The sequence below is a fragment of the Glutamicibacter sp. genome (assembly GCF_050701915.1).
Classification (GTDB): domain Bacteria; phylum Actinomycetota; class Actinomycetes; order Actinomycetales; family Micrococcaceae; genus Glutamicibacter.
In genome coordinates this window covers 16,543-37,993 of sequence record NZ_JBOGEG010000016.1, presented here as the reverse complement: position 1 = coordinate 37,993, position 21,451 = coordinate 16,543, and the positions used below count along the sequence as shown (strand labels likewise).

The 21,451-nt window shown below is 59.4% G+C and carries 17 protein-coding genes; 10 read left to right on the top strand and 7 right to left on the bottom strand.

Annotated elements, in window-relative coordinates:
- The first annotated feature begins 27 nt into the window (after positions 1 to 27).
- Positions 28 to 897, top strand: coding sequence for a 3-hydroxyacyl-CoA dehydrogenase family protein (locus ACRDT3_RS10940; RefSeq protein ID WP_431492996.1), 870 nt, complete (start codon positions 28 to 30; stop codon positions 895 to 897).
- Positions 898 to 969: 72 nt separating this feature from the next.
- Here ACRDT3_RS10940 and ACRDT3_RS10935 read toward each other — a convergent pair whose 3' ends face one another.
- Positions 970 to 1,404, bottom strand: coding sequence for a pyridoxamine 5'-phosphate oxidase family protein (locus tag ACRDT3_RS10935; protein WP_431492995.1), 435 nt, complete (start codon positions 1,402 to 1,404; stop codon positions 970 to 972).
- Positions 1,405 to 1,500: 96 nt separating this feature from the next.
- On the opposite strand from ACRDT3_RS10935, the gene ACRDT3_RS10930 reads away from it, so the two are divergent.
- From ACRDT3_RS10930 to ACRDT3_RS10920, 3 genes are all read left to right on the top strand, one after another.
- The gene (locus ACRDT3_RS10930) at positions 1,501 to 2,586 is read left to right on the top strand and encodes an App1 family protein (protein WP_431492994.1); all 1,086 of its coding nucleotides are present in this window, start codon (positions 1,501 to 1,503) and stop codon (positions 2,584 to 2,586) included.
- Positions 2,587 to 2,588: 2 nt separating this feature from the next.
- Positions 2,589 to 3,056, top strand: coding sequence for an acyl-CoA thioesterase (locus ACRDT3_RS10925; protein ID WP_431492993.1), 468 nt, complete (start codon positions 2,589 to 2,591; stop codon positions 3,054 to 3,056).
- A gap of 63 nt (positions 3,057 to 3,119) precedes the next feature.
- On the top strand, positions 3,120 to 3,974 hold the full coding sequence (locus ACRDT3_RS10920) for a siderophore-interacting protein (RefSeq protein ID WP_431492992.1): 855 nt from the start codon (positions 3,120 to 3,122) through the stop codon (positions 3,972 to 3,974).
- A 327-nt stretch (positions 3,975 to 4,301) separates the two neighbouring features.
- Here ACRDT3_RS10920 and ACRDT3_RS10915 read toward each other — a convergent pair whose 3' ends face one another.
- Both ACRDT3_RS10915 and ACRDT3_RS10910 read right to left on the bottom strand, forming a co-directional pair.
- Entirely contained in the window at positions 4,302 to 5,147 is an 846-nt protein-coding gene (locus tag ACRDT3_RS10915) for a DNA-3-methyladenine glycosylase family protein (protein ID WP_431492991.1), read from the bottom strand.
- Positions 5,148 to 5,151: 4 nt separating this feature from the next.
- Entirely contained in the window at positions 5,152 to 5,745 is a 594-nt protein-coding gene (locus ACRDT3_RS10910) for a DNA-3-methyladenine glycosylase I (RefSeq protein WP_431492990.1), read from the bottom strand.
- A gap of 81 nt (positions 5,746 to 5,826) precedes the next feature.
- On the opposite strand from ACRDT3_RS10910, the gene ACRDT3_RS10905 reads away from it, so the two are divergent.
- The 5 genes from ACRDT3_RS10905 (at position 5,827) to ACRDT3_RS10885 (ending at position 10,937) form a co-directional block, all read left to right on the top strand.
- Positions 5,827 to 6,198: an ArsR/SmtB family transcription factor gene (locus tag ACRDT3_RS10905; RefSeq protein ID WP_431492989.1), complete on the top strand. Its 372-nt coding sequence runs from the start codon at positions 5,827 to 5,829 to the stop codon at positions 6,196 to 6,198.
- A 2-nt stretch (positions 6,199 to 6,200) separates the two neighbouring features.
- Entirely contained in the window at positions 6,201 to 7,127 is a 927-nt protein-coding gene (locus ACRDT3_RS10900) for a cation diffusion facilitator family transporter (protein WP_431492988.1), read from the top strand.
- Between the two features lie 122 nt (positions 7,128 to 7,249).
- Positions 7,250 to 7,999 carry an ABC transporter ATP-binding protein gene (locus ACRDT3_RS10895; protein ID WP_431492987.1) on the top strand — a complete coding sequence of 250 codons (750 nt, stop codon included), beginning with the start codon at positions 7,250 to 7,252 and terminating at the stop codon, positions 7,997 to 7,999.
- Positions 8,000 to 8,002: 3 nt separating this feature from the next.
- Complete coding sequence (locus tag ACRDT3_RS10890) at positions 8,003 to 10,498, top strand: ABC transporter permease (protein WP_431492986.1); 2,496 nt, start codon at positions 8,003 to 8,005, stop codon at positions 10,496 to 10,498.
- 94 nt (positions 10,499 to 10,592) lie between these two features.
- Complete coding sequence (locus ACRDT3_RS10885; RefSeq protein WP_431492985.1) at positions 10,593 to 10,937, top strand: DUF6176 family protein; 345 nt, start codon at positions 10,593 to 10,595, stop codon at positions 10,935 to 10,937.
- 73 nt (positions 10,938 to 11,010) lie between these two features.
- Here the strand turns inward: ACRDT3_RS10885 and ACRDT3_RS10880 are convergent, their stop codons facing one another.
- The 3 genes from ACRDT3_RS10880 to ACRDT3_RS10870 are packed head-to-tail and all read right to left on the bottom strand — an operon-like array spanning position 11,011 to position 16,484.
- On the bottom strand, positions 11,011 to 14,337 hold the full coding sequence (locus ACRDT3_RS10880) for an ATP-binding protein (protein ID WP_431492984.1): 3,327 nt from the start codon (positions 14,335 to 14,337) through the stop codon (positions 11,011 to 11,013).
- Positions 14,338 to 14,340: 3 nt separating this feature from the next.
- Positions 14,341 to 15,027, bottom strand: a complete 687-nt coding sequence (locus tag ACRDT3_RS10875; protein ID WP_431492983.1) for a DUF4194 domain-containing protein — start codon at positions 15,025 to 15,027, stop codon at positions 14,341 to 14,343.
- Complete coding sequence (locus ACRDT3_RS10870) at positions 15,024 to 16,484, bottom strand: DUF3375 domain-containing protein (protein WP_431492982.1); 1,461 nt, start codon at positions 16,482 to 16,484, stop codon at positions 15,024 to 15,026. Before ACRDT3_RS10870 ends, ACRDT3_RS10875 begins: the two co-directional genes overlap by 4 nt.
- Positions 16,485 to 16,711: 227 nt before the next feature.
- Here ACRDT3_RS10870 and ACRDT3_RS10865 point away from each other — a divergent pair, with 227 nt between their 5' ends.
- Positions 16,712 to 17,968 (top strand): polysaccharide deacetylase family protein, encoded by a 1,257-nt coding sequence (locus ACRDT3_RS10865; protein ID WP_431492981.1) that lies wholly within the window; start codon positions 16,712 to 16,714, stop codon positions 17,966 to 17,968.
- A 21-nt stretch (positions 17,969 to 17,989) separates the two neighbouring features.
- Here the strand turns inward: ACRDT3_RS10865 and ACRDT3_RS10860 are convergent, their stop codons facing one another.
- Positions 17,990 to 21,445 (bottom strand): TM0106 family RecB-like putative nuclease, encoded by a 3,456-nt coding sequence (locus tag ACRDT3_RS10860; protein WP_431492980.1) that lies wholly within the window; start codon positions 21,443 to 21,445, stop codon positions 17,990 to 17,992.
- Positions 21,446 to 21,451: the final 6 nt, after the last annotated feature.

The window sequence follows — 21,451 nt, the reverse complement described above, 5'->3', positions numbered from 1 at the left end:
GCTGGGACTGCAGAGAAAGAATGATCAATGAGGATTGAACGTATTTTGGTGATCGGCGCCGGCACCATGGGCCGGCAGATCGCGATGAGCTGCGCGCTGGGCGGTTACGCCACCGTGTTGCAGGATATCTCGGCCGACGCGTTGAACGCAGCACGCACCGAGCTGGAATCCTGGGCTGCCGGCCGCGTGGCCAAGGGCAAACTCGACCAGCCCACGGTAGATGCGGCGCTGGGTCGTTTGAGCCAGAACACCGATTTGAATCAGGGTGCCTCCACGGCGGACTTGGTGATCGAGGCTGCTGTGGAGCGACTGGACATCAAGGAGCAGATCTTCGCCCAACTCGGTGAGCATGCACCGGCGCACGCCATCCTTGCGACGAACTCCTCGACGCTGCCCTCCTCGAAGGTAGCCCAGGCCAGTGGCCGTCCAGCGCAGGTGTGCAATATGCACTTCTTCAACCCCGCATTGGTAATGAAATGCGTAGAAGTAGTCCGCAATGAGCAGACCAGCGATGCCACGATTCAGGCTGTCACCGAGGTAGCAAACCAGCTTGGGAAGAACCCGGTGCTGGTGAACAAGGAGATTCCGGGTTTCATTGCCAACCGCATGATGGGTGCCATCAACGCCGAGGCGTTGAAACTGGCTCACCAGGGAATCGCCAGCATCGAAGACATCGACACCACCGCGAAGACCGCTTTGGGGCACCCGATGGGTCCATTCGAGCTGATGGACATGGTGGGATTGGATGTTATCGATTTCATCGCCCAGGCGACCTACGCCGAGACCGGTGATGAGGCGGATCAGCCGCACCCGATGATCACCGAAAAGGTTTCGGCGGGCAAGCTCGGGCGCAAGAGCGGAGAAGGGTTCTACCCTTATTCCCAGGTATCGGCATAATGCTGGAAACGCCGCTGCCAGCCCGATCGGCATGGGGCAGGCAGCGGCGTTTGCCGTGCAAATCCTAGAGAACTATTCAGCGACCTCTGGTTGTTCGCCAAGTTCAAAGTGGCGCCCGGAGATGGAATCAATGTTGACCCGAATCCAGAAATCCTTCTGGGTGGGGATCCAGGGACTGACGCCGCTTTCGCGGGCCTCTTTGATATCGGCTTCATGCTCCAGTACCTCGGCGCTACCGTGCACGACAACGGACCACGCTTCATCGGAAAGGATGCCGTCTACTTCGAAAGCGATCTTTTCATTGATCGACATGGCCGCAAGCTTATTTCCGGGCGAGGTGCGCAAGAATAGCTTGCCGTTGTGCACCGCGTAGTTCACCGGAACGATATCGATCAACCCTGCAACCGAAGTTGCTACGCGTCCGTGGGAGGTGTGCGAGAGCAGCTGCCACGATTGGTCCTCATCCAATACCAGGACCGGACTATTCAGTTCGTGTTCGAATTTCATAGCACCAGTTTTCTACTCTTCGTAGAAAAAGGCAAGGGTTTAAGACACAAGTTGTCGTTTTCCCATGCTTGGGGGTCGACATGAAAGACTGGGGCTATGAGTCATATTTCGGCTGATGGCGATGCCCGGCATGTAGCTTCGCGAATGGAAGACGGGGTGCATCGTTGGCGTGCACGGCGCGCCCTGGCGCACGGCCAGGAAGCGGTAATCCTCCCCTACGTGGGATATGGCTCCACCGGACCGAGCGGCGGCTGGATTCGCGTCTTCGCTCGCGTTGTCCTGGCCAAGCCAGGCGCCTTTGAAGACGGGCAGCACCAAGCCCAAGTAATTGCCGATGGCATTCGCGGTTTCCGCAATTTCATTTCCCCGATCCTTCCCGGTGGAAAGGTCAGCATTCACGTTGGCGACCAGCGCTTCGAAGTCCAGGCTGACCGCGGCGGCGTCATCGATGTGAAGCTGATAGTCGACCTGCCCGCAGGCTGGAATGAGATCCGGCTTCAAGCCCACAACGGCGATGCCGCGCAGGCGAAGATCCTCGTTATCGACCAGGCGCAGAAGTTCGGCGTGATCAGCGACGTGGATGACACCGTCGTGGTCACCGCGCTGCCGCGCCCCATGCTGGCGGCGTGGAACTCCTTTGTGCTCTCCGAGCATGCCCGCGTGGCGACCCCCGGGATGGCGGTGATGCTCCAGAAGGTGCTGCTTGAGCATCCGGGATCTCCAACTATTTACCTGTCCACCGGCGCATGGAATGTCGCGCAGACCCTGCAGCGCTTCATCTCGCGCAACCTGTACCCGAAGGGGCCGTTGCTGCTAACCGACTGGGGGCCGACGGACCGTTCCTGGTTCCGCAGCGGAATGCAGCACAAGGTTGATCAGCTGCGTCGGCTGGCCGAAGAGTTCCCGCACATTTCGTGGGTGCTCATAGGCGATGACGGCCAGCATGATCCGGCCATCTATGCGGAGTTCGCGCGCCGCTACCCCGAACTGGTCCGGGCTATTGTGATCCGCCAGCTGACCCCTTCGGAAGCGGTGCTAGCCGGCGGACGCTCGCATGAGCTGCGCCGAACCACCCCCGGGGTGCGTTGGGTCTACGAACCAGATGGAGCCCGGATCCTCAGGGAACTGGCCAAGTTGGGGATCGTGAGCAATGACGGCGCAAACCTGCTGAAGGAAGATTAGCCATGGTTGAAACCACTTTGCGGGTGCAGGTCCCTATGCGCTGGGGCGATATGGATGCTTATGGCCACGTCAATAACGTCAACCTGATCCGGTTGATGGAAGAAGCGCGTATCGCCGGATTTGGCGTGCCCGGTGGCACCGGCGCGCCAGGCACGCAGCCGCAAGCCGATATCTTCTCCGCAGTGCCTGCCGGAACCCAGATCCTCGTTGTCGAGCATCGAGTGCGGTATTCCCGCCCGTTGGAATACCGCAACGTGCCGGTCAATGTCGATCTCTGGGTTGCCAATATCAAGCCGGCCAGCTTTGATATCTGCTACGAGTTCCGTGATCCGGTGGAGGATTATCTGTGCGTCAAGGCATCCACTACCTTGGCCTATTTCGACCCGGTGACCTCGCGGGTGCAGCGTTTGAGCCCCGGAGAACGCGCTGGGTTGAGTGCATATGAAGGGCCTCCGACCTTCCCGAAGTAACCTCTTGCGCTCCCGTCAATTAGGATTGATCTATCTACCCTTATTAAGACAGGAAGTGGTTTTGTGTCCCAGCCGGCTGGTGGTCGCCCGCAAACTGGAGGACGCCCTGCGCGCCCCCAGGTCCTCCTGCAGGTCCTCAAGCGTGAGAACATCGCACCTCATCTGGTGCGGCTCACGCTTGGCGGCCCAGGCATCTCGGATTTCGTTGATAAGCCGGTGACCGACCGCTATGTGAAATTCCTGTTCGCCAAGCCGGAACTGGACCTTGAGCTGCCCTACGACATGGAAGCGCTGCGCGAGCGGCTGGCTCCCGAGGATTTGCCGGTTCGCCGTACCTACACCGTGCGTCGCAGCGATATGCAGGCGGGCACCATCGAGGTTGATTTCGTGGTCCATGGCGATGACGGCCTAGCGGGACCTTGGGCGCGTGACGCGCAGATCGGCTCATCGATCTGCTTCTCGGGCCCGGGTGGAATGTTTGTCCCCAGGGATGAATTTGATTTCCACTTCTTTGCCGGAGATGAAACTGCCATTCCCGCCATTGCAGCATCCTTGGAATCCATGACCCCGCAGATGAGGGGACTGGTTGTCATCGAGGTCGCTGACGAGGCTGACGAAATGCAGTTGCAGGCGCCCGCTGGTGTGGAAATTCGCTGGATTCACCGCAATGCCGAATTCTCCCCTGAAAGCACCATCCTGGAGTCCGCGGTCCGGTCGATTCCATGGCCCGAGGGCCGGGTGCAGGTCTTTGCCCACGGTGAGCGCGAAGTCATGAAGAAGCTGCGCGCGTACTTCTATGACGAGCATGGCGTGGACCGCCGCGACATGTCGCTATCTGCCTACTGGGCCTTCGGCCGTGCGGAAGATGCGTTCCAGGCCGAGAAGCGTACGGAAGTTGGCAAGATCTTCGCCGACTAGCCTTTTTGGCGCTGCCTGAATCGAGCGAGTTAGAGGAACCTAAGAAATTAATCGAAAAATTACGCAAATAGGGCTTGACGTTATTGCCAGTTCTTAGGATATGCTTATTCCAGAGCTTCTCCCGTGTGTGGTCGGGAGAAGCGTCAAGCTTGACCGATATTTATCGGCTAGCTCACTGCTTACCGGGGCTGCTCACCTCGAAGCAGCGAGCGGCGTAGCCGGCTTGAATAAGGGGAATGGAGAATCGGCTGACTTGCTCGGTCAGCTGATTCGTCGAAAAGGGAGCTTATCAAGATTGCACACCTTGATAAGCTCCCTTTCTCGTCGCTATGGCTTGGCAGCATCAAAAGACCATAGCAATAACGTAGCCAGGTAGCCAGCACCCCTCGGTGGAAGTGCCACGGTTACGCCGCTATCGTGAAGCTTGCTCATGGCTCGGCGAACTACTAGATCCGAATCCAGGAAGATGTCCGGATCCCGCAAGCCCCGCAAGGCCATGTAATTGCGCGTCCATGGACCCACCCCGCGCAGCCCCTGGAGCTGCTCCAGGAATGCCGGCACGTCTCCAAGCAGGAACTTTCCACTGTCCTCGAACCATTCGGCTGCCGCATGCAGCGTCGTTGCCCGCGACTGCGGGCAGTGAATGATCTCGCGCAATTCTCCAGGCGTGCACGCGGCCGTTGAGGCAGCTGAGGGGAAAGCCCGAAGGCCCGAGCCATGCAGTTGGCCCAATGCGCCGACGTAGCGGCCGCCCAGGGTCCGGGCCGCCGCCAAGGACACCTGTTGCCCAATGATCGTGGTCGCCAAAGCCTCGAAAATATCCGGGTAGCTGATTAGCCGCAAGCGGGGGAAGGCCATCGCTAGCGGTTGGTAGCAAGGAAGGGCCTGGAGCGCTTTGTAAGCAGTTCCGGTGTCTTGCTGCAGTCCAAGCCAATGGTTGATGATCTGCGTGAGGCGGGAAATGGATTCCGGCGGGGCATCGTGGGTGATCGAAACGCCTGCAGGGTCCAGGGCCAGTGAAACTTCTACCAGGTTTCCCTCCAGCTGCAGGACACGGTGCAGCTGGGCCGCATTGGCATCCAGCCGCTCTTGGGCAGGCAGGGAATGCAATTCCAGGACTGCCAGTGCGTGGCCTACATCCAGAATTCCCGTTGCCGGGAGACGCAGTTCCATGCGCTCAGGCCCAGATGCCAGAAGTACCACGCCGGTGCGATCCGACCAGGTGGGTGTCTACCATGCCGATGGCTTCCATCAACGCGTACATGGTTGTCGGGCCCACGAACTTGAAGCCCCGTTTCTTCAGCGCCTTGGCCAGTTCCTTGGACTCTGGGCTTTGCGTGGGTACTTCAGCGAAAGAACGCGGAGCCGGGGTCTGTTCTGGCTTGAAGGACCACACGAATTCCGAAAGTCCGCCTTCTTCGCGCAACATCAGGGTCGCTTCGGCGTTGGCGATCGTTGCGCGGATTTTGAGTCTATTGCGCACGATCCCGGTGTCTTCCATCAGGCGATTGAAGTCATCCTCGGTAAATAATGCGACCCTCTCGGGATTGAAATTCTCGAAAGCCTTGCGGAACGACTCGCGCTTGGAAAGGATGATGGCCCAGGAAAGGCCTGACTGGAAGCATTCAAGGCTGAGGCGTTCGAAAAGGCCCTCTTCGGAGGTGATCGGCATGCCCCATTCGGCATCGTAGTATGTGCGGAGCATGTCATTCGAGGCGGCCCAGCGAGGGCGCGCCAATCCGTCTTCGCCAACGATGAGATCTTCAGTCATATTTTCATCTTGCCATCCATCGCGATTCACAGATGGCCATAAAACGTTTCGTTTCGCGCCAAAGTCACCTATCATCGGTATATGGCGATAATAGAGTCGGATATCGATGCATTGGAAGTCCGCAACGGCAAGCTTCAATTCGCGGCGCTCTTCCACGCCCTCGCTGACCCGACAAGGCTGCTGATCCTGGACCATCTGCGCACCGGGGAGCATAAGGTCAGGGAACTCACCGAGCATTTGGGCCTTGCCCAAAGCACGGTCAGCGCGCACCTTTCCTGTCTCAAAGATACCGGCCTGGTGCTGGTCAGAAGCCAAGGGCGGGCCAGCATCTACTCGCTGGGCCAGAGCGAAGCACTTGACGCATTGACTGCTGCCGCTTCGGCGCTTCTGCCACAAGATCCAGCCCATCACCATTGGCAAGAAGCGCACAGCATGGACCCGAAGGAAGGCTGAACTTGGGACACGACCACTCTCACGGGCACTCCCACGATCATTCCGGAGCAAACCGAACCCGCCTAGCCTGGGCCTTTGCCATCACCGCTACGATCCTCGTCGCCGAGGTCGTTGGCGCTATCGTCACCAACTCGCTGGCCTTGCTGGTTGACGCAGCGCATATGCTCACCGATACCCTGGGGCTACTGCTGGCGTTGACCGCTGCCAACCTGATCATGCGCAAGCCAACGACCAAGCGCACCTGGGGATTCCGCCGCGCAGAAGTCCTCTCCGCCACCTTCCAATCGGCATTGCTGCTGGCTGTGGGCATCTATGCGGCCATCGACGCCGTACGGCGGCTCTTTACCCCTGCAGAGGTCCAACCGGCCGGGCTGCTGGCCTTCGGCATCATCGGCCTATTAGGCAACGTCATCTCCATGTGGATCATTTCCGCGGGACGCAATAGCAACCTCAACATGCGCGCGGCCTTTCTGGAAGTAGTCAACGACGCGTTGGGATCGGTCGCCGTCATTATTGCCGCGCTGGTTATCACCTTCACCGGATGGATGCGCGCAGACTCCGTGGCAGCCCTGGTCATCAGCGCCTTGATTGTTCCCCGGGCCATGAAACTGCTGGGGGAAACCACCCATATTCTGCTTGAATCCACCCCTAGGGGATTGGACCTGCTCGGGGTAAGAGAGCATTTGGAGGCATTGCCCGGGGTCATTGCGGTGCACGATCTGCACGCCAGCCAGATTGCTTCCAACCTTCCGGTCCTCACGGCCCATGTGGTGGTCGAGGACTCGATGTTCTCCGCTGGGGTAGCCGGTGGGCTGCTTCGGGATTTGCAGCAATGCGTGGCAGATCATTTCACCGTGAGCATTGAGCACTCGACCTTCCAGATTGAGCCAGCATCACACCAGAAAACCGAACGCGAACATGGCTGCTAACCGATAACCTCCGGGTGGATAGCGTCTGCAGCCTTGCTCATACCTTGGTATGACGTGCCCCCGACAAACTAGGTCCCGATGGTGGATGCAGGTTTGGCTAGGTGCTTTGTAGTCTTTCTAGTATGACTTCTGAGACTCTGCCGAGAACTGAAAATGCGGTCGCTGCACGCGGCCTAACCAAGACCTACGGACATGACAGCACCCGTGTCGAGGCCCTTCGCGACGTGAACGTTTCCTTCGAGCGATCCCGCTTCACCGCCATCATGGGCCCATCGGGCTCCGGAAAATCCACGCTGATGCACTGCCTGGCTGGACTTGATACCGCCGACGCCGGTGAAATCATCATCGGCGGCAAGAACCTGCTGGAGCTGAGCGATGACCAGCTGACCGAGATGCGCCGCGAGCAGATCGGCTTCGTATTCCAGTCCTTCAACCTCGTGCCAACCATCACCGCCAAGGACAACATCTTGCTGCCATTGTCGCTGGCCGGCAAGAAGCACGATCGCGACTGGTTCAACACCGTGATCCAGGCTCTCGGCCTGGGCGACCGCCTGAACCACAAGCCGCATGAACTCTCCGGCGGCCAGCAGCAACGAGTTGCGGTAGCCCGGGCACTGCTCACCCGACCGGAAGTTGTCTTCGGCGATGAGCCCACTGGCAACCTCGACTCGCGTACCGGTGCAGAAGTGCTGTCCTTGATGCGCACTTCCACCCGTGAAATGGGCCAGACCATCATCATGGTTACCCACGACCCGGTCGCCGCGTCCTACGCAGACAATGTATTGCTGATGAAGGACGGCACGATTGTCGGATCCATCCAGGAGCCAACCGTGGCTACCGTAACCGAGGCCCTGGCCTCCCTGGCGGAGTAAGCAATGCTGCACGTAGCACTTTCGAATATCAAGACCTATGCACGGCGTTATATCGCAGTCATTCTGGCTGTGGCCATTGGCACCGCCTTCCTTGCCGCGACCCTCGCGGTGAATTCCTCCACCCAGGCCACCTTGCGCAACTCCCTGGGCGATGCGTACAAGAATGCAGACCTGGTCGCCTACCCGGACTGGGAGATGGACCCTGACGCCGAGGAATTGACCCGGCTGGACATGAAGGACATTGCGGCCATCCGCGACCTGCCCGGGGTGTCCTCCGCCTACGGAGTGGGCTACGCCTACGGGCAGATGCACACCTCGGATAACGGCTACTCTGTGGCGCTGCAGCCAGTGGATCCCAACCAGCGGCTCGGCGGCATGGAATTGCTCGAAGGCCGCCCGCCGCTGGGCGGCAACGAGATGATTATCGATGAGGCCCACGCCGAAGACATGGGCATCTCAGTTGGCGATGTCGTGGCGCTGGGCAATGAGCAGGGCAAGACCGAGAACATGAAGATTGTCGGCATCCAGCGCTCCAGCACCAATCCGCAGGTAGCGGCGACCGCCCTGGGCGGGCTGAGCGAGAAGTCCTGGGGCCAGTTCGCCGCAGGACAGGAGAACTTCGGGGAAATCGTCATCAACGCCCAGGGGCCGTTGCCGGCCCTGGAGACGCAGCTGCAGGAGCACTTCGCCAGCCAGCAGATGAAGGACATTGCAGTGGTCACCGCGGACGAGAAGGTCGTCCACGATGTGGCCCAGATGACCGGAGGCACCGACCAGCTCACCGTCGTGCTCGTGGTCTTCGCGCTGATCGCCCTGGTGGTCACCGGGCTCGTCGTGGTCAACACCTTCTCCGTGGTGATCGCCCAGCGCACCCGCGAACTGGCGCTGCTGCGTATCCTGGGCGCCAAGCGCACGCAGATCCGCAGCTCGGTACTCGTCGAGGCCCTGCTCATCGGCATCGCCGCCTCGGTAATCGGCGTCCTGTTGGCCATCGCACTGATGGCCGGCCTGATCGAGCTGCTGCATGCGCTGGTGCCATCGATGTCCTATGCCACCTTGGCGTTGAACCCCGCCGGGATGATCATCCCGATCGCCGTCGGCATCCTGATGACAGTGGTTTCTGCTAGCCTGCCGGCCCGCCGTGCGATGCGTCTGGCTCCGCTGGCCGCGCTACGTCCCTTCGATGCGGCCAGCGTCAAGAACCGGGCTGGCAAGGCGCGCATCATCTTCGGTGCCCTGCTGGTGCTCGCAGGAGCAGTGGGACTGGGTTACGGTGCGTTCGAAGGGGACCTGGTCATCGCCTTCCTCGGCGGACTGGTGTCCTTCCCTGGAATCTTGATGCTCGCCTCGCTCTTCGTTCCCTCCAGCGTGGCGGGGATCGGCAAGGCAGTCGCAGGCAACTCGACTGCCGGCAAGCTGGCCGCGCTGAACGCCGTGCGGAACCCCGGGCGCACCACCGCGACTGCTACCGCGCTGCTGATCGGCGTCACCTTGGTGTCGATGATCATGGTCGGCGGGCAGACGGCCAAGGCCAGCCTGAACAGTTCCATCGCCGGGGAATTCCCGGTGGACCTGATGGTCACCCTGCCGGGTAATGGCCTGGATGAAGCCAAGGCCCAGGACTTTGCCCAGCAGATTGGGGAACTAGAGGGCGTCAGCGCTTCCTCCACCTACGACTTCGGCTCAGCCAAGGCGGAATTCAACGCGGAGGAATCCTACGACGTGCAGTTGATGGCCGTCGACCCGCAGTCCTTTGCCGGCGTAGCGCTGGCCGAGGGCATCGTACCGGACGACGGGCAGATCGTGTTCACGCAGTGGCCCACCGAGAACACCTCGGTGAGCATCGGTGGCCAGACTCTCCAGGTCAAGTCCTCAACGGCCTCGGTGGATGGGAACATCGTGAGCAAGGAGACCTTCAGCAAGCTCGGGATCGATGAATCCGAAGCCTTCTCCGGGATCTTGGTCAAGACCGATGACCAGTTGGCCAGCTCGAAGGTCAATGACCTGGTCAGCGAAATCGCGGATATTACCGGTGTGGAATCGTCGATGATCTCCGGAGGCGTGGTCATGAAGTCCATGTTCTCGCAAGTCATCGACGTCCTGCTGGCAATCGTCTCGGCGCTGCTGGCAGTGGCGGTCCTGATCGCGCTGATTGGCGTCGCCAATACGCTCAGCCTCTCGGTGCTGGAGCGCACCAGGGAGAATTCCCTGCTGCGGGCCCTGGGCCTGAAGAAGAAGCAGCTGCGCAGCATGCTGGCCACCGAGGCGGTGCTCATTGGCGGCGTAGCAGCCCTGCTCGGCCTGGTGCTGGGTGTCGCCTACGGCTTGCTTGGAGCCCGCTCGGCCCTCTCGTCCATGGGCGCGATGACCTACGAGATCCCATGGTGGCAGCTCGCACTGGTCCTGCTGATCAGCATCGTGGCAGCGCTATTGGCATCGGTGACTCCGGGCCGCCGCGCCGCAAAGCTGTCGCCGGTTGAAGGATTGGCCGTCGAATAGCCGGTAGCCAGCCATGGATAGTGGTCCTGAAAGCAAAGGCTTTCAGGACCACTGTCTTTTTCCGGGGCGCAGCAGAAGCCAATAGGCTGTAGGCATGAAAATTGAACTCACTCGATTCCGCGTTCTGCCAGGCCAAACTGCGGCAGCTAATGAATGGCTGGAATTCCTGAACAGCAATATGCCCGCGGTGCTTGAAACCCTGGAAGGCGAAAAGATGTACGTGGAGACGATCTTCAGTGAAACCCTGGATGGCGTCGACTACCTCTACTGGTACAGCATCCAAGGTGAAGGTGGTGTGGAGGTGCAGGATTCTGCACATGAAATCGATAAGGTGCACCTGAAGTATTGGAAACAGTGCATCGATCCCGCCTTCGCACCCCAAGAACTGGTCCCACGGGTCGTCATGATCCCTGAACGCGTGCAGCGCGGCATGGTTTAGAGGCAAAGCACCAAAGCACTAGGTCCAGAACTCGCCGCGGCGAGTTCTGGACCTAGTGCTTTGTCCTGGATGATTAGCTGCGCAGGGTAATCGTGGTGGCCATGGCCGGGGAACGGCCAGTGGTCACGAAGCCCGAAATATTAGAGCCGGGGTGCTTGATGATATCCGTGATGGATCCCAGGTGACGGCTCAGGTCAATCTTGTCTTCGGGTGCAGCGAGCACCAAATGGAAACCGAACTCCTGCAACGCACGTATGCCTGCCGCTGCATATTCGGAGTTGGCTTGAATGAAAGCCTCATCAATCATCACCGTGCCGTAGGAAGTGAACCCGGCCGAAGCGAAGCCAAGCTGGTAGGCCAAGGCAGCGCCCATGATGAAGGAAGTGAAGCGCTGGCCTTCGCCGCCGGAGAGCGTGCCGGGTTCCAAACCGGTCTCAATCTCGCCATTGGGCTTGTGCTCATTGCAGCTGATCATCACATGCTGACGGACATCGAGCACGGTCGAACGCCATGAGACCATTGCCGGGTCGCTGAGCGCGGTAACCAGTGCCTCCAGCGCCTGGTAAGAGCTGGCCAGGGTGGATTCGTCCTTGGTGGTGTAAGCCTCCTGCAAAGCGTCCTTCAATTCCTTGCGGAAGGTGCCGGCCTCAACTGGAATCGCATTAGCCGCTTCCAAGCGAAGAACCGATCCATGCTCGAAAGTCACCTCTGCCAGAATCTGGTTCAGCGGCTTGATGCGTTCAGAGATCATCCGGCGCTCTTCATCCAGCAACTGCAAGAGGTCGCTGAAGCGTTCGTAGGACCGGTTCGCGAAGTATTCACGGAACTGTGCCTCATGGTGCGGCAGGCCATCGGCCACAATCTGATCGTGCAGCTGCGCGTAATGCTCAGCTGCTTCAGCGGTGGTGCCATGGGTCTGCGCGTGAGAGGTGCCGAATTCGCGGGCAAAACGACGGAAGGTTTCGCTCAGCGCGCCACCGATTTCCTGGCGCTGCGACTGCAAGGAATTGACCTGGCTGCCCAACTGGAGCTTGAGCTCGGCAAAGGCTTCGCTGATTTGTTCACTAGCAGGGCAGTTGCCTGCAACAACTTGCTGGAGAACCGGGCCAAGCAGCTGATGCTGGCGCAGGGCGGAAGGAATGCTCTCCTCCCAGCCGGACCCCAAATCGTCGCTGGTGGACAGGACCTGCTGGGCACGTTGCACCTGCAAGTCAAGATCTGCAATGCGTGAACGAACCAGCGCGAGGTCGCCGACCAAGGTTTCGGCCTCAGCCTTCGCCGCTTCAATCTGCTGGCGAACCCGGGACGAGTCCCCGGACAGCGCCAGTGCATCGCCGAGCTTCTGCTCGCTGCGGCGCAACGCTTCTAACGCCTCGGACGCGTCAAGCTGGCCAAAAGTCCGCTCATCGGCAATCAGGGCCTGCAAGAGCTGGGTTTTGGCCACGATCTTGTTCTTCGCCACACTGCGCTCATCGGCAGCCTGCTGTGCTTGAACGATCTTCTCGTTCAACCGTGCTGCCTTGGACTGCAACTCGGCAATCTTCGACTCGTTAGTGAAGCCCAGAAGGTACTCGGAAGCAGGCAAAGTGCGGGTATCGCGCTCAAAGCTTCCGGTTCCGGACTTGATCGTGCCGGCCGGGGTTATCGCCTTGGGGTGCACATGCATGGCTGCATCGTTCTCAACACAGGCCAACGGATAATCCGCGGTGATCTTCGCCTTCAGCCATGCTCCGGCTTCACCGGGGGCAAAGTCCAGCTTGGCCACCAGATCCGCCGGGCCGGCTTCAACGGTGCGAGGCTGCTGGGAAATGTCGCTCCACCGGACACGGCCCAGGCCGTCGAGCTGATCAATGGCGTGGGTGACCGGGGTGAGCAGGTCCCCGGGAACCAGCAGGGTACGGGCCAACGAGTGCAAGGACTTTTCAGCGGCCAAACGCCAGTTACTGGCATCTGCCGAAACATCCATGAGCTCGCCAGCGAAAGGAAGCTGTTCCTCCTTGAGCGAGCAGGCCGAAGCGATGGCACGGCGGGCAGCTATCGAACGGTCATCGATATTGCTGGCCCGGCGCTGGTAGGAGCGGATCTGCTCAGCCAAAGTTTCTGCGCGCTTACGCAGGTTGACCAAGGTGGCCATGGCCTCGTACTCAACAGTCTGGGCATCATGCGTAATTGAGCTGAGCTGCTGCAAGGTACGTGCAGCGTTGGCCCGCAACTCATCCAAGCCGGTGGCTGAGAAGTCGAAGGCCAAGCCAGCATCCGCGGCCTGCTGCTGCAGTGTGCGGAGGATGTTCTCCTTCTCGCTCAACGCCTTGCGAGCCACATCGGCCTCGCGCTCCAGCAGCATCAAGGAAGCAGAGCCCGCGGAATCGTGGGCAGCCTCCAGCGACGCCAGCTGGTCATCGAGCTTTTCCTTGCGCTGCCGCAGCCCAGCCTCTTCGGCTTTGAGCTTGGCTAGCTCCGTTTCATGGGAGTTCAAATCATTGCGCAGTACCAGCTGGCGGACCTGGGCTTCCAAAGTGTGGACGTCGCTTTCCAGCAATTGCCTGGCGGTGGCGATCTGTCCAGCCAAGGAACGGTAGGCCTGATCCTGCTCCGGCACCTGTGCGAGCACGTCACGCTGGGCACGGGCGGTATCCAGCTGGCGGTAGATGCCACGCAAGTGAGCGAAGTCTTCCACTGCTGCGGCTGCAGCCTTCAATGTGGCCGGTTCTTCCAGCACTTCGTGGCGGAAGAACTGGTTGACGCCCTTGGCCAGGCCCTTGCCATTTTGCAAGGTGCGCAACAGGGCAAATGCCTTATCGCTTTCGACGCCTAAGCGGCGGCGCAATCGCTCGATGAACGCCTTGTGGGTATCGAATGCCTCGCTCGGCGCCAGGGCCTTGGACAATGAAGAGACGGTGAAGCGGCGCGGGCCGTGGTTTTCCAGCTCCGCAATATTGACCTTGCCTTCGCACAACAGATAGTGCTTGGAGACCTGTCCTTCTAGGCCGGCATCGGGCAAATCGAAGACCGCGCCGGCTGTAACGGTGTTGCCCATGCCATCGTCGTAGCTGAGCACAATGGCGCTCCACGTCGCACCCGGGCGCTGGTAGACAGTACCGGCGCTGGTTTTGAACTTGCGCCCGCGCATGTAGGAGAACGTGGTGCGGCGGTCCTCGCGGGTGGCCGCATCATTGGCCGACTCGTTCAGGCGAGGAGTCGCGAAAAAGACGTGGCCCATCGCATCAAACAAGGTGGATTTGCCCACGCCTGGATGGCCGGTGACCAAGGTGCCAGCACGGTCCACGGCCAGATCATGCAAGCCGTGGAAGGTGCCCCAGTTAACAATCTGGACTCGGCTCAGACGATGCTGGCCTGGGTTGAGAGCCCCGCCCAGCGGGAGAGTCATTTCAATGCTCATCGGTTACTCCTGCACCAACTCGGGGGTCTGCTCTGCGAGGTCATCAGCTTCTTCGGCTCCCAGATTGAAAGCTGGGTCATTAGCGTCGATTGCCGCGATGTAGCGCGGGATGTCTTGAATATTGGTGATCGGTAGCGCCATCGCCAGCGCAGGGGAGATGCGGAACTCATTTTCCAGCTCGGTGCCGGTCAGCAGGCGCAAAGCCTGCAGGCGGGTAACCGCAGCATCGCAGGATTCGGCAAAGCGCTTGTCATCCCGGTCTGAAGTCTGGCGGTGCTCGGCCAGGATCTCGTGCATGCCCGCACGCGAAATCACGGCATCGCTGCCGCTGCCCGAATGCTGTTCGAGCAACAGCCGCAGTCGCAGAGCCAGCAGGGTTTCATCACGCTTCAGCGGACGGCGCGGAGCGATAGGAGAAGTGTGGACCTGTTCAATCTGGACCGGGGTAAGCATGGCGATCTTGCGATCCATGTCTAGCTGCAGTGCCAAGAAAATCTCGGAGAAGTAATCGCTGATGCCCTGCTGCTGGTCCAGCAACAGCTGCCAAGCCGAGGCATCGATGGATCCATCCAGGTACGGGCCGCGCATCAACCGGACCAGCAGCTGGCGCAGCGGCAGCGAGAACTTCCCGGTATCGCCCTCAAACATTGGTTCGGTGATCGGTGCGGCGTATGAATCGCTCTTGGTCATAGCGGCTCCTTCGTAAAGCTTAACGCGGGCAGGATTGCGGTTCGCATGGAACCATCGAGTTGCTGGAAATGGATGCTGAGCAGATCGCTCTCATTCAGTGATTCGCCATTGGTGCGCCCGATTTCCACCAGGGCGCGAATCGAATTCAAGTGCCGCTGCTCGGCATCCAAGGATTCGAAGACTTCATCTAACCGAATCGAGCCGGAACTGGACTGGCTCAGATGCCGGGTGATGGATTCACGCAGCAACGGCATGTCGGCTTGGGGCGTTGAGGGATTACGCACAATGTCGGCTTCGCTGAATTCTGGCGCTTGAGCCAGCGGAGGCGGAGCCACATGCTCGGAAGGGTCGTAAATTCCAAGTCCGGCAAGGGTGACAAACTGCGGAGCGAAGAGCTCCATGGGGGCCAGTCCGCTGCGGGGCTTCAGGCTCGTGGACTTGCTGATCGCTAGTTCAGCTTCGCGGACCGCTTGGCGCAATAGCTCGGCCTGCTTGTAGTCCTCAGACTGCACGAAAGCGTGCAGGGATTCGGAGAGCTTGCCGTAGGAGGCATGGACTTCAGCTGCCTGGCGGCGCAATTCACGCAACAGGTTAGTGAGGATCTGGCGTTCGGGAGTTTCCAGATCATCTACGAAGTCGCGTTCCAGGACTTCGGCCAATGCGGCGCGGAAACGCTGCTGTGCTTCCGGGGAATTCAGGAATTCAGTGAACCCGCTAAAGGTTTCGCCTTCGGCAGTGGAACGCAATTGACGGTCAGCTTCAAGAACCTGGCCCACGGCTACGCCCTTGGCTGTGGAAGCATCCAAAATACCTTCACGCAATGAATGGAGCATATCTTGGACGCCATCGCGCATGCGTCGGAAATCTGCTGGCAAGCTGGATGCCAGATCGAGTACGGAACGGGTTGCCGACAACGCGGTCGTGCGAGAAAGCACCGCCGGATCATCCCCGCTGCGCAGCTGGTCAATTTGGGCTTGGCGTAGCGCGATCTGGGATTCGAGGGCACGGATACGCGCTTCGGGATCCGGATCCGTTTCATGGGCCAGGGATTCCAAGGAAGAAAGCAAAGTGTTCAGACGCGACGAGTTCAAATGCGAATCATCGGTGGAAAAATCCGCCAAGAAGCGCAGGGCGCGCAGGGTCTGCGCACTTGGTTCATACACGAAGCGTCCATCAATCAGCGGACGAGCCAGAATTCCCTGTTTTACCCATGTCTCGGCGAAATCCTGAGCCGAATACGAGACGGGAATCTGGTCATCGCTTTTGCGCGCTTGCTTCAGGAAGGAATCCAAGGAGGCATGGAAAAGTTCCAATGCGATACGGGAACGATCTGCGGTGAACTCTGCACGGATGAACGCCACAGCCCACGGCTGGGCGGTCAGAAGCCGATACGCGGCCGAGCTTTTGAACTGCTGGGACTGAAGCCACAAACTATTCGCGCGGTGCGAGGGCTGCATGAACTTCCTTGATCTTTGGGATGCCTAACCAATCAATTCTAAATCATTGGACTCCTTCCAAAATGTGAGCTCCCTAAAAGCTGAATGTTAGACACCGCTCAAGTTCGATAATTCATCGTGAAAGGGTGTTGCCCCCTGCGCTATCTGTGTAGGGTCGAAATAACCAGATGACAACTCGTTTTCTTCCGGCCTTGCGGGCGCGGTGGAGGTCACGGAGGTCGCAGCCATTGAAGAACCTACGATTAGTGATTTCGCTCGGGCTGGCGCTGGGCCTTGCCGGGTGCAGCGCTGCAGAGGATCCGTCAACGCCGCCCCCGGATCCTGCTGCCGTCGAAAAGGCTGAGAAAGAAAAAGCACGAGTGGACGGCGTTAAAGCCGAGATCAACCGGCTAGCTGACGGATACGACTATGACGCGGCCATTAAACTCGCCAAGAAAGACAGCGCCGAACAGCTGAACCAGATGGCCGGCGGCCTAGAAGATGAGAAAGGCCAGGTTTCGGCTTGGGAAGAGCCGAATAATATACCTCACCTGTTCTTTCACTCGCTGATTGTCGATCCCGACAGAGCCTTTGACGAAGACAGCAGTTCACAGGGATACGCCAACTACATGGTGACTCAAAAAGAGTTTGCGGCCATTCTCAACGAGCTGTATGCGCGTGACTACGTGCTGGTCAACCCGGGAGATTTCGCCTCGCTCGACGAGCAGGGGCAGATGAAGTATCGGGACATCATGCTGCCCAAGGGCAAGAAGCCATTGGTGCTGTCCATCGATGACCTGAGCTATTACGAATATATGGAAGGTGATGGCTTCGCCAGCAAACTCGTGCTGGATAAGGACGGCAAGGTCCGTAACGAATACGTGGACGCGGAGGGAAAAACGCAGGTTGGCGCTTTTGACGTCACCACGATGGTCGATGACTTCATAGCGGAACATCCCGATTTCACCTATCGGGACGCTCGCGGCCTGATCGCAATGACCGGATATAACGGCGCATTCGGCTACCGCACCTCGGCCAGCCAGTACCCGCAGAGCAAAACTCTGAAAGCTGACCAGAAGAAGGCCGCGGAGATCGCGGAAGCGATGAAGAACAGCGGTTGGGTTTTCGCGTCTCATTCGTGGGGGCACATTGCCACCGGGACGGTCAGCATGGACCGGCTCAAGCGGGACACCAAACTGTGGAAAGCCGAAGTGGAACCGATCGTGGGAAAAACCGGGCACTACATCTATCCTTTTGGATCAGATATTGCCCGGACCCAGCGCTACGCAGGGGCACGCTATCAGTTCTTCAAAGACCAGGGGTTCGATTACTTCTACGGCGTTGATGGAACGATTCGCGCATGGATGCAGCAGGGCGATGAATACCAGCGGCAGATGCGCATCAATGTGGATGGGTTGCAGTTCGCCAAGGAACTACGCGGCGACCGGCCCGTTCTGGGAAGTTTCTTCAAAGTCGAGGATGTGATTGATCCGGCGCGCGAATGACCGGACCAATCCATCATCAAGCTACAAAGCCATGAATGCACCGAGCTGCGAGAGCGTCGATGGGTTGGAGGGCAGGTAATCGGTGAGCCTTTCGCTACGCACGATGATGGCCTTCCATTGGCCACGGGAAATCGCAACGTTGATGCGATTGCGGTTGAGCAGGAATTCTATGCCACGCGATGCATCGGTAGCGCTCGAACATGCCATGGTCACCAGCACAATTGGTGCTTCCTGTCCCTGGAACTTGTCAACCGTTCCCACCTTGACCGCCGACAGCCCTTCAGCTTCGAGGACATCGCGCACCAGATTTACCTGGGCATTGTAGGCAGCAACCACCAGGATGTCAGCGGCGGCCAATGGGCGTGCAGGCTTGCCTGCACCAGGACTCCACATCATTCCCAAATGCTCACGAACCAATCGGACAATAGTCCCGGCTTCTTCCGCGCTGCTGACCGTATTGCCTCGATGTTCAACGAACACCGTCTCGACCCCGGCCGGTGTGCCTTCGAGCAGCCGCAACCCGGCGGCGTCTGCCGAGAACAGCTGGTGGTCATAGCTCAATGCCGAAACTTTGGCGCAAAGCGCTGGATGCATTCGCCATGAAGCTGCCAAGAAGTAGCCCAATTCGGTTGGCAGCACCGGTTCGCCACCGGAAAGCCAGCCCAGCGCCGATTCATCCACCGGCTGCGGATGAGTACCCTGGGTGACTTGCGGCAACTGCTGAGGATCACCGAGCAGCAGCAAATTGCGGGCTGCCCGTGACACCGCCAAGGTATTGGCCAATGAGAACTGCCCGGCCTCATCGATAACCAGCAAATCCAGGCTATCTGCAGGAACCTTCGAACCGGTCAGTGTCCAGGCAGTACCGCCAATGAGCCCACCGCCCGAAGCCTGAAGAACTTCAGTCAAGGAATCCTTGGACGTGCCGGCCCAAGGAACCGGATCATCGTGCTTGACTTCCTTGGCTACTGCCTCGGGATCGACCCCGGCATCTACCGCCTTCCGCAGGACGTTTTCAACCACCGCATGGGACTGGGCAACCACACCAATCTTCCATCCGTAATCAACGAGTTCGCGGATCACATGCGAAGCGACGAAGGTCTTGCCGGTCCCCGGAGGACCCTGTACCGCAAGATAGGAATTATCCAGATCCTTCAACGTCTGAACCACGGCAGGATAGATCTGCGCCTGGCCATCAACCAGGGCTGGTTCCACCGGCGCCGCAAGGGTCTTCAGGCGTGGCGGAATCCGCCGCAGGATGTCGATTCCCGGCCGTTCCGGGAGTACAGGCACGGTGGAGCCAACCAACTGGGCGATCTCCTTGAGCGCAGCATCGATGCTCATCGTCGCCAACGGCTTATCAGGCGTCAATGCACAAGGAAGCGCACCATAGTCAGGGACCTTGGCACTGGATTTCTCCGAGATGGTAATCCAGCCCGCTCCGAGCTCGACTACCGTGGCGTTGAATGCGCCACCGCGCACGGAGTCATCAACGGCCATACCTTCAGGCAACGGAGCATCAAACATGGCGAACACTGATGAGCCGGGGGAGAGCAGGGAACCTTCCGCCAAGGTCCCCTGCAATCTAGTCACACGCGTATAGGTGCGCGCCCGAGGCGTGGCTTTGTGCCAATCTTCGAGTACTTCCGCAGTGTCCACAATGAACACTCCTCTGGCATCGCTCCAATCATCCACCGGCGCGGACAAGCGATCGAAGTGCTCCCACCAGAACTGCTTCTTTTCACGGCGGTTGTAACCGGTAGCAGCGGCGACCATTGCTATCGCGCGGTCATCGTCGCTCAGCGCTTGAGCGTGGGGAAGGTCCGCAAGGTAGTTTTGCAGCCGAAGCTCTTCGGCTGTGGGCTCGTATTCGTCACCGGCCGGGCCGGGCTCAGGCATATCCGCCAGAGTGCCAGGCGCCTCATCGCTGAGCGAGAGCAGCCAATCTCGCAAGCGCAGGGTGGAAAGGCAGTCGTACTCGTTGTAATCGGCAATGGACTCGAGAATGGCTTCAGCGGCCCCATCGTTCATCGAATCCCGCGCCAGCATGTACTGGGCATAAGCGACCACCGATGCTCCGGCATCGGTGACATCCCCGGAGCGAAGGTGCTCTCCCATGTACAACGGTTCAAGCTTCTTGATGGAGTATGAGCGGGTGGAAACCACCAAGGCATTGCGCACGGTCTCGTAGAGATCGACTAGCAGGTTCTCACGCAGCCACTGGTCGACTTCGTCCTCACCAGCAATGTGCACCTGCGAGAGCTTGCGCAGGGCAGTTTTCTCATAGGGTGCATAGTGGTAGACCTTCATGTGCGGGAACCGCTGGCGGCGTTCTTCGACATAGGCAATGAAGTCCAGGAATGCTTGTCGTTCTTCGGCACGGCTATGCGCCCAGAAGGGTTTGAACACCGGCACGCCGGTGTCATATTCGATGACGCCAAAGAGGTATTCCAGGCCCCAGGAGCCGTCGGAAGGTTCCTGATAGAGCGGGTCGCCCTCGAAATCAAAGAAGATGTCGCCTTGATCAGGACGCGGCAACGAGGAGATCGGGCCTTCGTTCTTCACCCGATAGGAGACGCCTTGGACCCTGCCATCTGTTTCAGCCAGGCCCAACTGCATTTTGGCCTGCTCCGCGACACGTTGCAGGGATGTACCCGGTTCAGCCTCCAACCGGGCGAGCTGGTCAATGGTGAAAATGCCACGGGCGCGAAGCTTCTCACGCTGCACCATGGACATGCCAGCGACCAATAGAAGGTCGCGGGTTTCCTGAGCCTGCTCTTCGCAATAATCACAACGACCGCATAAGCGCAGTTCATCGGAGTTCCACCGAACTGGCTGGTTTGTCGCACGGTGTTCCTGCACCATCTTCAAGAATCGTTCGCGTTGGGCCCGGAAGACTGGCAGCACTTCATCAACCCGATGCACCGAATGAGTCCCGTCGCCGAGGACCAGTGTTGCCGAGGTGGACACGGGGAGCCCTTCTGCCAGCATCTGATCCGCGTAGGCTGCGATCTGAAGCAGGGCGCTGACCCTTGCATGGCGGGCGAGCTTGGTATCCCAAACGGCCCAGGTGCCGTCCTCCTGACGGACCAGGAAGTCAGCAAAGCCAATGAAAGCCCCATCGAAGAATGTGGCCTGGAAAATGACATCGGCACCGTTGCGAAGCACATTCATGGTCGCTTCGTGGGCTGCCCGAAGACCGGCTGGAGACATCTGCGGACGATCAGTAAATTGCTTGACGCCGGTTCCCGTCTCCGGGTCGTAATCGCCGTAGGTAGCTATTAGGTCTTTGAGAACGTTCCGCTCATGGGCGTCGCCGAGCACCGCCGTACGTTCCAGCATCTCGTCTCGTGCCGTATCAGGCTTGGGACGCAGGCCGAGTTTCACGTCCAGCAGGTACAGGGATTGGTAGTTGCAGTCAACGGAGACTGACAGGTCACTCGCTGAGAAGATGAACTGATCATCTAGAAAGAACACGGGGCC